The sequence below is a fragment of the Streptomyces sp. NBC_00273 genome, from assembly GCF_036178145.1.
In the GTDB taxonomy this organism is placed as follows: domain Bacteria; phylum Actinomycetota; class Actinomycetes; order Streptomycetales; family Streptomycetaceae; genus Streptomyces.
Window position 1 is genome coordinate 3,120,837 of record NZ_CP108067.1, and the last position, 14,899, is coordinate 3,135,735.

A 14,899-nucleotide genomic window follows, 5' to 3' on the forward strand; every position below is an offset into this window, starting at 1 on the left:
CCCCATACGACCTAATTCGAGGCCGTACGGGGGCCACCCCTTTACGGGCCGTGCTGACGCGGCCCGCCCTCGCGACGGAGCCGGCTCACAGGCGCGGGTCGACCGGCTCCGACTCCAGCGCGAGCACCCCGAAGACCGCCTCGTGGACCCGCCACAGCGGCTCGTCGGCCGCCAGCCGGTCCAGCGCCTCCAGCCCGAGCGCGTACTCGCGCAGCGCGAGCGAGCGCTTGTGACCGAGGAACCGCTCGCGCAGCCGCTCCAGCTGGTCGGGACGGGTGTACTCCGGGCCGTAGATGATCCGCAGGTACTCGCGCCCGCGCACCTTGACCCCGGGCTGGACCAGCCGGCCCCTGTCGTCCTTGGCGTACGCCTGGAGCGGCTTGACGACCATGCCCTCGCCGCCGGCGGCCGTCAGCTCCAGCCACCAGTCGGTGCCGGCCCGTACGGAGTCCTCGTCCGCGGTGTCCACCAGGATCCGGCCGGTGCGCCGGAGCAGTCCGGTGCCGGTCGCCTCGTCGGCGGCGACCAGCCGGTCCAGCCAGAACAGCTGCTCGTCGTGGGGGACCGCGGCCAGCGACCGCCCGGCCGCCGCCAACAGCTGGAACGGGGCGAACCGTACGCCGTCCAGACCGTCGGTGGTCCAGCAGTAGCGCCGGTAGGAGTCGGTGAAGGCGGCCGCGTCGGCGGCCCGGCCGCGCTGGCGCTCCAGCAGCTCGCCGGTGTCGACGCCCCGGGCGGTGGCCGCCTCCAGGGCGGCGATGGCGCCCGGGAAGACGGCGCCGGAGGCAGCGCCGACGGCGGCGTACTGGTTGCGCAGCAGGCCGATGGACTTCAGGGACCAGGGCAGGAGTTCCCCGTCGAGCAGCAGCCAGTCGGTGTCGAGCTCCTCCCACAGGCCCGCGCCGGTGATCGCCGCGCGCAGCCGGGTGAGGACCTCCTCGGTGACCTCCGGCTCCTTGAAGAAGGGCCGCCCGGTGCGGGTGTAGACGGAGCCCGTCGGACCGTCGACCCCGAAGCGGGTGCGGGCCGCGTCGGCGTCCTTGCAGACGAGGACGGTGGCGCGGGAGCCCATGTGCTTCTCCTCGCACACCACCTGGGCGATGCCGTCCCCCCGGTACTGGGCGAAGGCCTCGGCCGGGTGCTCCAAGTAGCCCTCCTCGCGGGAGGTGGCCGTCGGCGCCATGGTCGGCGGCAGGTACGGCACGAGACGGGGATCGACGGCGAAGCGGCTCATGACCTCCAGGGCCGCTGCGGCGTTCTCCTCGCGCACGTTGACGTTGCCCAGGTGCCGGGTCTCCACGACCCGGCGGCCGTGCACGTCCGCCAGGTCGAGCGGGCGGCCGTCGTGCCCGCCCGGCGCCTCGGCGACGAGCGGCTTGACCGGCTCGTACCAGACCTTCTCGGCCGGTACGTCGACCAGTTCGCGCTCGGGCCAGCGCAGGGCGGTCATCCGGCCGCCGAAGACGGCGCCGGTGTCGAGGCAGATGGTGTTGTTGATCCAGGTGGTGTCGGGGACCGGGGTGTGGCCGTAGACCACGACGGCCTTGCCCCGGTAGTCCTCGGCCCACGGGTAGCGCACGGGCAGGCCGAACTCGTCGGTCTCGCCGGTGGTTTCCCCGTAGAGCGCGTGCGAGCGGACCCGGCCGGAGGTGCGGCCGTGGTACTTCTCGGGCAGCCCTGCGTGGCAGACGACCAGCTTGCCGCCGTCGAGGACGTAGTGGCTGACGAGGCCGCGGATGAACTCCCGTACCTCCTGGACGAACTCCTCCGGCTCCCCCTCCAGCTGCTCGATGGTCTCGGCGAGGCCGTGGGTCCGCTGGACCTTGGAGCCCTTCAGGTAACGGCCGAGCTTGTTCTCGTGGTTCCCGGGCACGCACAGGGCGTTGCCGGACTTGACCATGCCCATGACGCGGCGCAGGACGCCGGGGCTGTCGGGGCCGCGGTCGACGAGGTCGCCGACGAAGACGGCGGTGCGGCCCTCGGGGTGGACCCCGTTCTCGTAGCCGAGCTTGGCAAGCAGGGTCTCCAGCTCGGAGGAACAGCCGTGGATGTCACCGACGATGTCGAAGGGGCCGGTGAGGTGGGTGAGGTCGTTGAACCGCTTCTCCAGGACCACCTCGGCGGTCTCGGCTTCCTCGACGGAGCGCAGCACGTGGACCTTGCGGAAGCCCTCGCGCTCCAGACCGCGCAGCGAGCGCCGCAGGTCGCGGCGGTGCCGCTGGATGACGGCGCGGGGCAGCCCGGCCCGGTCGGGGCGGGCGGCGTTGCGCTCGGCGCAGACCTGCTCGGGCATGTCCAGGACGATGGCGATCGGCAGGACGTCGTGCTCGCGGGCGAGTGCGACCAACTGCCGGCGGGCGTCGGGCTGGACGCTGGTCGCGTCGACGACGGTCAGGCGGCCGGCGGCGAGGCGCTTGCCCGCGATGTAGTGCAGGACGTCGAAGGCGTCGCGGCTGGCGCTCTGGTCGTTCTCGTCGTCGGAGACCAGGCCCCGGCAGTAGTCGGAGGAGATGACCTCGGTGGCCTTGAAGTGCTTGCGGGCGAAGGTGGACTTGCCCGATCCGGTGGCCCCGATCAGAACGACGAGGGACAGGTCGGTGACGGGAAGTGTGCGCGTACGGGGGGTCTCGGTGCTGGTCATGCTGCCTCGCCCTCCTTCGGGGTGTCGGTGGTGCGGATCGTGTCGGTGGTGCCGGCCACTTCGGTGGTGCCGGCCGCGTCGGTGCTGTCGGTGCCGTCGTGCTGGGTGAAGACGGCCATCTGGGTCGGCGGCCCGACCTCGGGATCGTCGTCGCCGACGGGCACGTACCGGACCCCGTAGCCGTGGCGCCGCGCGACCTGCTCGGCCCAGTCCCGGAACTCCTCGCGGTTCCACTCGAAGCGGTGGTCGCCGTGGCGGACGTGCCCGGCGGGCAGGGTCTCCCAGCGCACGTTGTACTCGACGTTCGGGGTGGTGACGAGGACCGTGCGCGGGCGGGCCGAGCCGAAGACCGCGTACTCCAGCGCGGGCAGCCGCTCCGGGTCCAGGTGCTCGATGACCTCGCTGAGCACGGCCGCGTCGTAGCCGGCCAACCGCTTGTCGGTGTAGGCGAGCGAGCCCTGGAGGAGTTTCAGCCGCGCGCTCTGCCGCTCGCCCATCCGGTCCAGCCGCAGCCGCCGGGCCGCGATCTGCAGGGCCCGCACGGACACGTCCATGCCGACGATCTCGGAGTACGCCGGGTCACCGAGCAGCGCCTGGAGCAACTGCCCCTGGCCGCAGCCGAGGTCCAGCACCCGCTGGGCGCCGGCGAGCCGCAGGGCGGCGAGGATCGCCTCGCGCCGCTGCACGGCGAGCGGCACGGGCCGCTCCTCGGTGTCGCGGGTCTCGTCCACCGCGTTGTCGAGCTCCTCGACCTCGCTGCCGTCGGCCTCCGCGAGGCGGACCAGTTCCAGGCGCTCGTTGGCGTCCTGGGTCAGCCGCTTGTGGCGGGCCAGGTAGCGGGCGGTGATCAGCCCGTGCTCGGGGTGGGTGGCGAGCCAGCCGTCTCCGGCCCGCAGCAGCTTGTCGACCTCGTCCGGGGAGATCCAGTAGTGCTTGGCGTCGTCGAGGACCGGCAGCAGCACGTAGAGCTGCCGCAGGGCGTCGGCGAGGCGCAGCTCGCCCTCCAGGACGAGCCGTACGTAGCGGGAGTCCCCCCATTCGGGGAACTGCTCGTCGAGCGGTACGGCCTCGGCCTGGACGAGGTCCCAGCCGAGCGGTCCGAACAGCCGGTGCACGAGCGCGGCGCCGCCGCGGGCGGGCAGTACCGGGATCTCGACGCGCAGCGGCCGGGTCTGCTCCGGGAGGTCGGGGCGGGCGGTGCACTGCCCCTTGAGCGCGGTGCGGAACACTCCGCTGAGTGCGACGGCGAGCAGCGAGGACGCGGCGTACGGCCGGTCGTTCACGTACTGCGCGAGCGCGGCGTCCGGCGCCCCGCCCCGGCCCTTGCCCCGGCCGCGGCGCACGAGCGCGACGGGGTCCACCTCCAGCAGCAGGGCCGCCGTGCACCGTTCGGCCGAGGCCTCGGGGTAGAACACGTGGGCGGTGCCGTGGGAGGTGGAGAACGCCTGCGTCTTGCCGGGATGCTTGTGCAGCAGGTAGCCCAGGTCGGTAGCGGGTCGTTCGGGGGAGCCTGTGGTGGAGATCGTCAGGAACACGTGACCGATTATCGCTGGTCACCTGCTCCGTCTGCCCCTGGTTTTTCGGTGCTCCCGGCTCACCTCGGCCGGTCCGGCAGCAGCGCTCCGAGGGCGGAGATCCGGTCCGGGCCGATCCGGCAGCAGCCGCCGATGAGGCGGGCGCCGGTGGTGCACCAGGCCTGCGCGGGCCAGGGGACGGGAGTTTCGGGGGCGTGCCAAGTGCGGGTGGTGGCGTTCCAGACCGAGCCGTCGTTGGGGTAGGCCAGCAGCGGTCCGGCGGTGACGGCGGCCGCGGCTTCGAGGGCGGGCAGGACATCGGCCGGATCGCAGCAGTTGACGCCGACCGCGATGACCTCCGGAGCCGCCGCGGCGAGGGCGAAGGCTTCGCGGAGGGGCTGCCCGGCCCATGTGCGGCCCCCGGCCACCGTGTACGAGAGCCAGGCGGGTGCGCCGGTTTCGGCGAGGACGGTGAGCAGCGCTTCGGCCTCGTCGGTGTCCGGGACGGTCTCGACGGCCAGGACGTCGGGGCCGGCGGCGAGGAGGGCCTCGATGCGGGGGCGGTGGAAGGCGGCGAGTTCGCGCACGCTCAGCCCGTACCGGCCGCGGTACTCGGAGCCGTCCGCGAGCACCGCTCCGTACGGTCCCACGGAGGCGGCCACCCACACCTCGTGGTCGGCGGCCTCGGCGGCCCGGGCGGCCAGGTGGACGCTGCGGCGCAGCAGGGCGGTGGTTGCGGCGCGGTCGTGGCCGTGGGCGGCGAAGGCCTCGTAGCCGACCTGGTAACTGGCGGTGATCAGCACCTCGGCGCCGGCCCGGGCGTACGCCGTGTGGGCGGCCGCCACCTGGTCCGGGTGCTCGACGAGCACCCGGCCCGACCAGAGGTCGCCGGACAGGTCGCAGCCCTGGGCGGCGAGCTGGTTGCTGAGCCCGCCGTCCAGGAGCACGGCCCTGCGGGCCAGGGCTTCGGCGAGCGGGCCGGACGCGCGTGGCATCGGTTCGCCGCCTCCCTAACGGAGCTGGGAGAGCACCCGGGCGGAGATCAGCTCCAGGTGGTCCAGGTCGTCGAGGTCGAGGAGCTGGAGGTAGACGCGGGAGGAGCCGACGGCGCCGTAGGCACCGATCTTCTCCACGACTTCGGCCGGGGAGCCGGCCAGGCCGTTGGCCTTGAGCTCGTCGACGTCGCGGCCGATGGCGGCGGCCCGGCGGGCCACCTCGGCGTCGTCCTTGCCCACGCAGACGACGAGGGCGTTGGAGTAGCGCAGGTCGTCGGCCTTGCGGCCGGCCTCCTCGGCGGCCTCCCGGACCCGGGCGAACTGCCGCTCGCTGTCGGCGATCGACGCGAAGGGCATGTTGAACTCGTCCGCGTACCGGGCGGCGAGCCGCGGGGTGCGCTTGGCTCCGTGGCCGCCGATGAGGACGGGGACCTTGGTCTGGGCGGGCTTGGGGAGCGCGGGCGAGTTCTCCACCTGGTAGTGCTTGCCCGCGTAGTCGAAGGAGGCGCCGGCCTCGGTGGCCCACAGGCCGGTGACGATGGCCAGCTGCTCCTCCAGCCGGGACATCCGGTCCGCCGGGAAGGGGATCCCGTACGCCTTGTGCTCCTGCTCGAACCAGCCCGCGCCGAGACCCAGTTCGATGCGGCCGCCGGACATCTGGTCGACCTGGGCCACCTGGATGGCGAGGACTCCGGGCAGCCGGAAGGTTCCTGCCGTCATCAGCGTGCCCAGGCGGATCCGCTGGGTTTCCCGGGCCAGGCCCGCGAGGGTGATCCACGCGTCGGTGGGTCCGGGCAGACCGTCGGCGGCGCCCATGCTCAGGTAGTGGTCGGAGCGGAAGAACGCGTCGAAGCCCAGGTCCTCGGTGGCCTTGGCGACGGTCAGGAGCGTGTCGTAGTTCGCACCCTGCTGGGGCTCGGTGAAAATGCGAAGATCCATGCCCCCCATCCTGCACTTCCCGCCTCGGCAGGGTGAATCTTCGTCAACCGGACGGCGCACGCCCGGGCCCGCCAGTGACCGGCCCGTAGGGGGATCGTTGGCTCGGACGGAGCCGGACCGCCCGGCCCGCGCGCCGGCGGCGTCCCGCTGGTGCGTCCACCGCCCCCTTCCGCCGCGGGAAGGGCCAGGGCCGAGGAGGCCGCCATGTCCCACGAGGCCGTGCCGGAGACCCGCCGACACACCGGAGCGACCGGACAGGCAGCGCAGGCAGCACACGACCGGTCCGGTCAGGAGCCCGAAGCACCCGCTCAGGCCGACGGCGCGCCGAAGGGCCTGCTCCAGCAGATGGAAGACCTGATGGCCGCGCTGAACGCCGACCTGTCGCAGCTCGATGCCGAGCTCCAGTCCTCCACGGACCGCACCCCCGAGGGCGAGCGCCCGTCCCACCGGTCGTCCTGACCGTGCCGGTCCCGCCGCGCACGGCGGGACCCCTAGGGAATGTCTTGCCCGTGTCGCCCTCAGGCCACGCCCGAGGCCGACCCCCGCTCACGGACCACCATGCGGCGCAGGATCGCCCGTACCCGGTCGCTCGATTCGTCGGCTGCGTCGATCGACTCTATGCACTGCCAGTACAGGGCCTCGTCGTCCGTCCCGCAGGCCACCCCGACCAGGGCTATCCCCACTTCACCCAGCAGCGCCTGGAGTCCGAGCAGCGCCTGCCGGACATCCGACACCCCGCTCAACTGCGCGGCCCGCGGCGGATATTCGGGCGCGCTGCCCTCTCCGCGCAGGGCCGCCCGATCGAGCACCCCGCAGCCTCTACCTCCTGCTTCCCCCAGTCCCCGTGCCTCCGATCTCAGCTCGGGCGGCCCGGTGACCGCCAGATAACTCCCTACGCCCTGCGCGAGCGCCTGGGCCTGCCAGGCCTCGCCCACGATGTCCCACGCAGCCCCACTCTGTGCCAGCGCGTGCCGGCCGGCCGCGATGAGCCGTACCGCATCCATATGCCGTCCCCCGTCCGCACGACATCCCGCCATCCTCACCACTACCCAGAGTGAGGGCAATGAGCCAGTAAAGCCAGGGGTATTCGGAAAATGTGGACACAAACGTGATTGTGGATGAGTCCATCACTCCGAAGAGTGACTATTTGGTGTCGATGTACCCGGCACAGGAAAGCGGAGCTCATTCCTCTCGATCTTCGCGGCGAGCGCATCCAGCACATCCACCCCGAGAACCTCACAGAACTGCAGCAGATACGCGAGCACGTCGGCCACCTCATCGGCCACGCGGTGCGCCGATTCCGGCTTCTCCATGACCTTCGCCGACTGCTCGGGTGTCAGCCACTGGAAGATCTCGACCAGTTCGGACGCCTCCACGCTGAGCGCCACCGCCAGGTTCTTGGGCGTGTGGTACGGCTCCCAACCGCGCGCCGCCGCGAACTGCGCGAGCCGGCGCTGCAGTCGGTCCAACCGCTCCTCGGGCCGCTGCTCGGACGGCTGGGGCGGTTGGGACGGCTGGGGCGGCGGCTGCGTCGCGTTCATGGCCCCAGGTCTACCATCGCGACGCCCGGGAGGTCGCGGGCGATGGCCGCGGTCCCCTCCCCCACCGTCGCCACCAGCCGGATGTGACCACGACCGCAGGACAGCAGGGCGAGACGCAGCAGTTCGGCGCTCTGGCGCCGGTCGAGGCCCCGGTCGAAGCCGTCGGCCAGCACCGTCAGCGCCTGCCGCGCGGAGAGCAGTTCGGCCGCCGGGTCCACGGCCAGCACCCCCGGCCCGGTCAGCAGGACCAACGCCAACGCCAGGAAGCGGAGTTCGCCCCCGCCCAGTCGGGCCAGCTCCGTGGCGGGCCGGCCGGGGCCCCGGTCCAGTACCGCCGCGACGGGGCCGCCGCCCGCGGAAGCCCGTACGTCCAGCCCCGCGACGGGCCCCGCGCAGCCGGTGCGGGCCGCCTCCGCCAGCAGCGCGTGGCGGGTGCCGCATTCCTTGCGGGTCCGGCGCAGCACGTCGGCCAGGTTGGCGCAGTCGCCCAGCAGCCGGCCCTCGCCCTGCGGGACGGCGGCGCGCATCAGGTCCGGGCGGGGGTCGCACGGGAACACCGCGCGCAGGGCCACGACCACCTGTTCGGCGGCGGCCAGGACCTGGCGCTGGCCCGCTGTGGAACCGGCGACGCGGAGCGGGAGCAGTGCCGTGCCGAGCCGGTCGTCGGGCAGCGGGGCCCTGGTGACGCCGATGGCGCCCCCGGTCAGCCAGGCGGCCTGGACCGAGCGCCGGCCGGGGTCGCGCAGGGCGGTGGCGAGCAGGATCTGCCCGTCCTGCGAGAGCCGTTCGCCGACGATGCGCAGCGTGGGCTCGGCCTGGACGGCGAGGTCGAGCCGGACCGGGCCGACGGGTCCGTCCACGGTGCAGCCGAGGCGGAACCCGCGCCGGCGCTGTGCGTCGGGGACGGCCCGGTCGGGGATGCGGGCGCGCGGATCCGGGAAGACCTCCTCCAGCACGGCCCCGGACCCCAGCCCGGCCAGGGCCTCGTAGGCGGCCAGGGCCTGGGACTTGCCGCTGCCGCTCGGCCCGGCGAAGAGGGTGAGGGGGCCGAGCGGGAAGACCGCCGCGCGGTGCGGCCCGAAGGCGGAGAGCCGCAGCTCGGTGACGACGGGCCGGGGCTGGCGCGACTGCCGCTGCGCGGGCTCGGCAGGACGACCGGAGACGTGGAGGCTCGCCTGCGACGGCTCGACCAGATCCCCGGCGACCCCGGCCGCCACCCCGGCAGGCCCCTGCGGAGCCGAGGCCGCGGGTGCCGCAGCGGCAGGGCCGGGCCGAGTCGGGGCCGAGGATGCCGCAGAGGTCGCGGAGATTGCGGGAGCCACGGACGTGGGAGCCACGGACGTGGTCGGTGCGGCGGGTGGGGTGGGTGGGGCCGGGGGCGCCGTGGCGAGCCGGCTGCCGTCCGGTCGTCCGGCTTCGTCGGGGCAGTCGGTTCGGGCATCGGCTAACGCGACGAAGGCGGCGGTGCGCTCCGCCGTCGCGTCCGGGGTGGCGTCCATGCGCGGGACGGTACGGCCCGCCGGACCCCCCGCGGCTCCGGCGAACCGTTCCCTCGCGGGGACCTTCCTACGATCGGGGGACGGCCGCGGCCGCGATCCCCTCGACCTCGGTCCCCACCGGCGCGAGCAGGAAGACGTTCCGGTCCACCCGGTGCATCCCGCTGCCCAGGCCGAAGACCACGCCGCTGCTGAAGTCCAGGATCCGCTTGGCCACTTCGCTGTCCGCCCCGGTGAGGTCGAGCAGGACCGGGATCTGCGCGATCAGGTACTCCGCCACCTCCCGCGCGTCCGCGAAGATCTGAACTCTGATCACCACGAAGCGCCGCTGCTCCGCCGCCGACGCCCCGGGCGCCGTCGGAATCGTGCGGTGGTCCACCCGGGAGGGCCATTCGTTGCGACTGCGCAGGGGGACCACCTGCGCGAGCCCCTCCCACTGTTCGTCGGTGACGTCGTACCTGCTCACCGGGCCGCCTCGGCCGTGCGCTTCATGTGCATCCCCCCATCCTCTCGCGTTTCACCCGTTCAGCCCAACAACGACACGAGCATGCCGGGTACTCTCGAAGGGCCAGATAGGTTAGGTTAGGCATACCTAAGTCACTCGGACGAGGAGAGATCCGCATGCGCCTGTTCGGTGCCCCCGCCACCCCGGCCGACCGGCCCACCGATGCCGAGCGCATCCGGTCGATCCTGACCGCCGCGCACTCCATGACCGTGGTGACCGACGGACTGCGCTCCGAGGTCCGCCACCTCGACGGCAGCGACCCGATGGGACGACTCCACCTGCACCCCGCCGAGCCCGGCGGCGGGTCCGAGTACCGGCCGTCGATCCGGCTGGAGTTCACCGACGTAGCCCCCACCCCCGTGCGGGACCGGGTGCGGGCCCGCGTCACCGTGCTGGGCCGCCTGCTCACCCCCTACTCCGACCTGGCCGAAGGCTCCGGCGCCGACTCCACCTGCATGGAATTCGACCGGGCGGTCCTGGAAACCCCCGAAGGCCTCTCGCACGTCGGCCTCGAGGAGCTGGACGGGGCCTGCCCCGACCCGCTGTCCCCGTACGAGGCGGGCATGCTCACGCACCTCCTCGACGACCACCACGACCTGGTCACCCTGCTGCTGCGGCTGGTCCGGCCGCTGCCCACCGCCGCGGTGCTCCGCGCGCTGCCGGTCGCCATGGACCGGTACGGGATCACCCTGCGGCTGGAGGAGCGGCGCGGACACCGCGACGTTCGGCTGCCCTTCCCCTCGCCCCTCGACGACGTCGAGCAGGCCGGCACCCAGATCCAGGCGCTCTTCAGCGCGGCCCGGCGGAGCTCGCACCGCAACACCCTGCCGGCCTGACGGGCCGGAATACCCGGCCGCGGACCCGCGTTGGGGACGATCATGAAGGCCATCACATACAACGCGTACGGAACTCCCGCCACGCTCCAGCTCGTTGAATTACCGAAGCCCAAGGTGGGGCCGGGCGAGGTGCTCGTCCGCGTCAAGGCCGCCGGGGTCAATCCGGTGGACTGGAAGCTCGCCGCCGGATACCTCGACCCGATCCTCGAAGTCCGCTACCCGGTCATACCCGGCTGGGACGTGGCCGGAGTCGTCGAAGCGGTCGGCGAGGACACCTTCGACTACGCCGTCGGCGACGAGGTCTACGGCTACGTCCGCAAGGAGTGGGTCGAACTCGGCACGTACGCCGAGCTGGTGTCCGCCCCCGTCCGCACCCTCGCCCGCAAGCCCCGCGAGCTGAGCTTCGAGCAGGCCGCGGGCATCCCGCTCGCCGGCCTCACCGCCCATCAGTCGCTCACCCGAGCCGGTCTCAAGGCCGGGGAGACCGTGGTCATCCATTCCGCGGCCGGCGGCACCGGATCCTTCGGCGTACAGATCGCGGTCGCGCTCGGCCTGCGGGTCATCGGCACGGCGGGCGCGCACAACCACGACTACCTGCGCTCCCTCGGCGCGGAGCCCGTGCTGTACGGGGAGGGGATGGCGGACCGGATCCGCGAGCTCGCGCCCGACGGCATCGACGCGGGCCTGGACTTCTACGGCGACGACGTGATCGAGACGCTCCAGTCCCTGGTCAAGGAACGCCACCGGGTGGTCTCCATCGCCGACTACGACGCGGCCGCCAAGGGCGCCCACCAGCTGTGGGTGCGCCCGGACACCGCCGACCTGACCTTCCTGGCGGAACTGGCCGACGCGGGGAAGCTCACGGTCAACGTGGAGCACGCGCTGCCGCTCGCCGAGGCCGCCAGGGCCTGGGAGCTGAGCGCCGCGGGCCGCACCCGCGGCAAGATCGTCCTGACCGTCTGAGGGGCTGGCCGACTGCGACGCGACTGCCGCGATAGCCGCGTTCGCGAATCTCACGGAAGAGGCCCGCGGCGTTGGCCGAGCCGCTGCGGAAGCGGTGCTGCAGTTCTTTCGGCGGGAGCTACTGGGACCCCCACGGGTGCGCGGCGACGGAGCACGGGGCTACGGCGCCGCACACCCGCTCAGGACGTGATCGGCGGCACGGACCGGCCCAGCGGCGGTCCGATCGCCCGCAGCGATCCGGGCGTGCGCCCTTCGCCCCAGCCGATGTGGCGCCGGTAGCTGCCGAGTAGCCCCCGGCTCACCAGTCCCGCTTCGTCCCGTACGGCCGGATCCTCCGGGAGGGGGCGGGTCAGCGGGGCCACGAACAGCGCGTCCACCGGGCAGTTCGCCTCGCACAGGAAGCAGGTCTGGCAGTCCTCCTGCCGTGCCAGCAGCGGAATCCCCCCGGGCCCCCGTTCGAAGACGTCCGTCGGGCACACCTCCACGCACTTGTCGCAGGCTATGCAGCGCCCCGCCGAGACGAGTTCGATCACGCCGCCACCCCCGCCCTCGCCGCCGGCCTGGTCCACACCCGGTCCAGTCCGCCGACCAGGATCCGGTGGTGCTGATCCGGGTCCTGGTCCGGGTGGTCGAGGCGCTTGGCCATTCCCCGGGTCTCGGACCGGGCGAGGGCGGCCGCGTACATCCACCGCGCGTGCGCCGTCATCGCCGCCGCCTGCCGGGCCCTGACCAGATCGGCCCCCTCGCCGTGCAGGCCCGCGCGCAGGTGCGTCCACGCCGTGTCGAGGGTGCGCAGGGAAGCCGCCAGGACGTCGCCGCGGCGGAGGTAGTTCTTGTCGTAGGGGAGCGCCTCCTGCTGTACGAGCGCCACGGCCTCGCGGTGTTCCGATCCGGCGGCCGCGCTCCCCGTCGGGCGCAGGCCCGCACCGCCGGCGCCGGTGACGGGGCGGCCCGCGGCCCGGTCGGGGCCGAGGGACAGGGCGTGTCCGGCGGCGCCCCGGCCCGCCCAGCTGCCCGAGGAGATGGCCCAGGCGGCGTTGTGGCTGCCGCCTCCGGTGAAGCCGCCGCAGATCTCCTCGCGGGTGGCCGCGTCGCCGGCGGCGTACAGGCCGGGGACGCCGGTGGTGCAGTCGTCGCCGGTGATCCGGATGCCGCCGGTGCCGCGGACCGTGCCCTCGGCGAGCAGGGTGACGGCGAACCGGTCGGTGAAGGGGTCGATGCCGAGCCGGTCGAAGGTGAGGAAGAAGTTGGGCTGCGCGAGGCGCATCGCGGCCCGTGCTCCTTCGTCGGCGCGGTCGAGGCGCGCGTAGACCCGGGCGCCGGTGAGGAGTTCGCGGGCGATCACGGAGCGGCCGCCCTGGCTGGCAGCGCCCTCCAGGACGCCGCCGTCCTCCTGGTAGAAGGTGGCGAAGGAGTAGAAGGCGGTCTTGGTGACGGAGGTGCCCTCGGGGGCGATCCCGTAGGCGTTGGAGAACTCCATCCCGGAGAGCTCCGCGCCGGCCTCGACGGCGAAGAGCGCGCCGTCGCCGGTGTTGGTGTTGGTGCCGAGGGCTCCGCTGAGGAAGGCGCAGCCGCCGGTGGCGAGGACCACGGCGCCGGCCCGGACCCGGTAGGGCTCGCGCAGCTGACGGCGGTAGCCGGCGGCGCCCGCGACGGCGCCGTCCGCGTCGGTGAGCAGCTCGGTGACCGGGCTGTGGTCGAGGACGCGGACCCCGGCCCGGCGGATCCGGATGCGCATCCGCCGCATGTACTCGGGGCCCTGCAGCCCGTTGCGGAGCGGCTGCCCGTCCGGGCCGGTGGGGAACGGGTAACGGCCTTGCGCGGCCAGCTCGTTCATCCGGTCGTAGGTCTCGTCGAGGACCCGGGCCATCCAGCGGCGGTCGGCCAGGTACCCGCCGAGGCCCTCCCGGGAGGCCATGGCGGCCTCCCGGGCGGCGGGCTCGGGCGGGACGTACCAGACGCCGGTGCCGCCCGCGGCCGTGGCGCCGCTCGTTCCGCAGTAGCCCTTGTCGGCGAGGACGACCCGGGCCCCCGCCTCGGCGGCCTTGAGGGCGGCCCAGGTGGCGGCCGGTCCGCCGCCGACGACGAGGACGTCGGTGGCGTGGTCGGTCATGAACTCTCCTGCGTGTACCGGTTGACGGGGCGGGCCAGTCCGTAGTTCTCGCGGAGGGTCGCGCCGGTGTACTCGGTGCGGAAGAGCCCGCGCCGCTGGAGGATCGGTACGACGTGGTCGACGAAGGCGGTCAGGCCGGTGGGCAGGACCGGCGCCATGATGTTGAAGCCGTCGGCGGCTCCTTGTGTGAACCACTCCTGGAGCTGGTCGGCGATCTGCTCGGGGGTGCCGGCGAAGACGCGGTGACCGCGGCCGGCGCCGAGGCGGGCGATCAGTTGGCGCAGGGTCAGGCCGTCGCGTCGGGCGAGTTCGGCGACGAGGGTGAAGCGGCTCTTGTTGCCGTTGATGTCCCGTTCCTCGGGCAGGTCCGGGAGCGGACCGTCCAGCGGCAGTCCGGTGAGGTCGACGTTCAGCATGCCGGAGAGCTGGGCGAGGCCGTACTCCGGCACCTGGAGGTCGGTGAGCTGCTGCTCCAGGGCCTTCGCCTCGGCCTCGGTGGATCCGATGACGGGGGCGATGCCGGGCAGGACGAGGAGGTCGCTCTCGGCGCGGCCGTACTTGGCGAGGCGGGACTTGAGGTCCTTGTAGAAGGTCTGGCCGTCCGCGAGGGTCTGCTGGGCGGTGAAGACCGCCTCGGCGTACTGGGCCGCGAACTCCTTGCCGTCCTCGGAGGAACCGGCCTGCACGAGCAGCGGGTAGCCCTGGGGGGAGCGCGGGACGTTGAGCGGTCCGGCGACGCCGAAGTGCTCGCCGCGGTGGGCGGCGGGGTGCAGCTTGTCGGTGTCGGCGTAGATGCCGCGCTCCTTGTCGAGGACGATCGCGTCGTCCTCCCAGCTGTCCCAGAGCTTGGTGGCGACGTCGAGGAACTCGCGGGCCCGCTCGTAGCGGAGGTGGTGCTCCAGGTGCTCGTCGCGGTTGAAGTTGCGGGCCTCGTCGACGGTGCCGGAGGTGACGATGTTCCAACCGGCCCGGCCGCCGCTGATGTGGTCGAGGGAGGCGAACTTGCGGGCCAGGTTGTAGGGCTCGTTGAAGGTGGTGGAGACGGTGGCGATGAGCCCGATGTGCTCGGTGACGGCGGCGATGGCGGAGAGCAGGGTGAGCGGCTCGAATCCGCCGAGGGCGTTGTGGCGGGCCTTGCCCCAGAGGGCGACCCCGTCGGCGAAGAAGATGGAGTCGAGCAGTCCGCGTTCGGCGGTGCGGGCCAGGTCCTGGAAGTACCGCAGGTCGGTGATCAGCTCGGGCCGGCTGTCGGGGTGGCGCCAGGCGGCGTCGTGGTGACCGGCGTTCATCAGGAAGGCGTTGAGGTGGAGGGTGCGGTTCGCGGTCATGGCTGTTCCCTGTGTTCGGTGGCGGTGC

General features: G+C 73.2%; 14 protein-coding genes. 3 read left to right on the top strand and 11 right to left on the bottom strand.

Annotation, left to right across the window (positions count from 1 at the left end):
* Nucleotides 1-85: 85 nt before the first annotated feature.
* The 4 genes from OG386_RS13085 to OG386_RS13100 are packed head-to-tail and all read right to left on the bottom strand — an operon-like array spanning nt 86 to nt 6,089.
* Entirely contained in the window at nt 86-2,641 is a 2,556-nt protein-coding gene (locus OG386_RS13085; RefSeq protein WP_328788320.1) for a polynucleotide kinase-phosphatase, read from the bottom strand.
* Nucleotides 2,638-4,176 carry a 3' terminal RNA ribose 2'-O-methyltransferase Hen1 gene (locus OG386_RS13090; RefSeq protein WP_328788321.1) on the bottom strand — a complete coding sequence of 513 codons (1,539 nt, stop codon included), beginning with the start codon at nt 4,174-4,176 and terminating at the stop codon, nt 2,638-2,640. Before OG386_RS13090 ends, OG386_RS13085 begins: the two co-directional genes overlap by 4 nt.
* A 59-nt stretch (nt 4,177-4,235) precedes the next feature.
* Nucleotides 4,236-5,150, bottom strand: coding sequence for a homocysteine S-methyltransferase (gene mmuM / locus OG386_RS13095; protein WP_328788322.1), 915 nt, complete (start codon nt 5,148-5,150; stop codon nt 4,236-4,238).
* Between the two features lie 15 nt (nt 5,151-5,165).
* Nucleotides 5,166-6,089 carry an LLM class F420-dependent oxidoreductase gene (locus OG386_RS13100; RefSeq protein WP_328788323.1) on the bottom strand — a complete coding sequence of 308 codons (924 nt, stop codon included), beginning with the start codon at nt 6,087-6,089 and terminating at the stop codon, nt 5,166-5,168.
* Nucleotides 6,090-6,293: 204 nt separating this feature from the next.
* Between OG386_RS13100 and OG386_RS13105 the strand changes: the two genes are divergently transcribed.
* Nucleotides 6,294-6,548 carry a hypothetical protein gene (locus OG386_RS13105; RefSeq protein WP_328793584.1) on the top strand — a complete coding sequence of 85 codons (255 nt, stop codon included), beginning with the start codon at nt 6,294-6,296 and terminating at the stop codon, nt 6,546-6,548.
* Nucleotides 6,549-6,607: 59 nt separating this feature from the next.
* Here the strand turns inward: OG386_RS13105 and OG386_RS13110 are convergent, their stop codons facing one another.
* The 4 genes from OG386_RS13110 to OG386_RS13125 form a co-directional block, all read right to left on the bottom strand.
* Nucleotides 6,608-7,093: a DUF6099 family protein gene (locus tag OG386_RS13110; protein WP_327382770.1), complete on the bottom strand. Its 486-nt coding sequence runs from the start codon at nt 7,091-7,093 to the stop codon at nt 6,608-6,610.
* Nucleotides 7,094-7,216: 123 nt separating this feature from the next.
* The gene (locus tag OG386_RS13115) at nt 7,217-7,630 is read right to left on the bottom strand and encodes a nucleotide pyrophosphohydrolase (protein WP_328788324.1); all 414 of its coding nucleotides are present in this window, start codon (nt 7,628-7,630) and stop codon (nt 7,217-7,219) included.
* Nucleotides 7,627-8,967 carry an ATP-binding protein gene (locus tag OG386_RS13120; RefSeq protein ID WP_443053307.1) on the bottom strand — a complete coding sequence of 447 codons (1,341 nt, stop codon included), beginning with the start codon at nt 8,965-8,967 and terminating at the stop codon, nt 7,627-7,629. Before OG386_RS13120 ends, OG386_RS13115 begins: the two co-directional genes overlap by 4 nt.
* Before the next feature lie 229 nt (nt 8,968-9,196).
* Nucleotides 9,197-9,592: a cell division protein SepF gene (locus OG386_RS13125; RefSeq protein ID WP_030012729.1), complete on the bottom strand. Its 396-nt coding sequence runs from the start codon at nt 9,590-9,592 to the stop codon at nt 9,197-9,199.
* Nucleotides 9,593-9,747: 155 nt separating this feature from the next.
* Here OG386_RS13125 and OG386_RS13130 point away from each other — a divergent pair, with 155 nt between their 5' ends.
* Together OG386_RS13130 and OG386_RS13135 are read left to right on the top strand one after the other, a co-directional pair.
* Entirely contained in the window at nt 9,748-10,467 is a 720-nt protein-coding gene (locus tag OG386_RS13130) for a DUF2470 domain-containing protein (protein ID WP_328788325.1), read from the top strand.
* A gap of 42 nt (nt 10,468-10,509) precedes the next feature.
* Entirely contained in the window at nt 10,510-11,430 is a 921-nt protein-coding gene (locus tag OG386_RS13135) for an NADP-dependent oxidoreductase (protein ID WP_328788326.1), read from the top strand.
* Nucleotides 11,431-11,609: 179 nt separating this feature from the next.
* Here OG386_RS13135 and OG386_RS13140 read toward each other — a convergent pair whose 3' ends face one another.
* The 3 genes from OG386_RS13140 to OG386_RS13150 are packed head-to-tail and all read right to left on the bottom strand — an operon-like array spanning nt 11,610 to nt 14,871.
* Complete coding sequence (locus OG386_RS13140; RefSeq protein ID WP_328788327.1) at nt 11,610-11,963, bottom strand: ferredoxin family protein; 354 nt, start codon at nt 11,961-11,963, stop codon at nt 11,610-11,612.
* Complete coding sequence (locus tag OG386_RS13145; RefSeq protein WP_328788328.1) at nt 11,960-13,543, bottom strand: FAD-binding protein; 1,584 nt, start codon at nt 13,541-13,543, stop codon at nt 11,960-11,962. The genes OG386_RS13140 and OG386_RS13145 overlap by 4 nt, the downstream gene beginning before the upstream one ends.
* Entirely contained in the window at nt 13,540-14,871 is a 1,332-nt protein-coding gene (locus OG386_RS13150; RefSeq protein ID WP_328788329.1) for an LLM class flavin-dependent oxidoreductase, read from the bottom strand. The genes OG386_RS13145 and OG386_RS13150 overlap by 4 nt, the downstream gene beginning before the upstream one ends.
* Nucleotides 14,872-14,899: the final 28 nt, after the last annotated feature.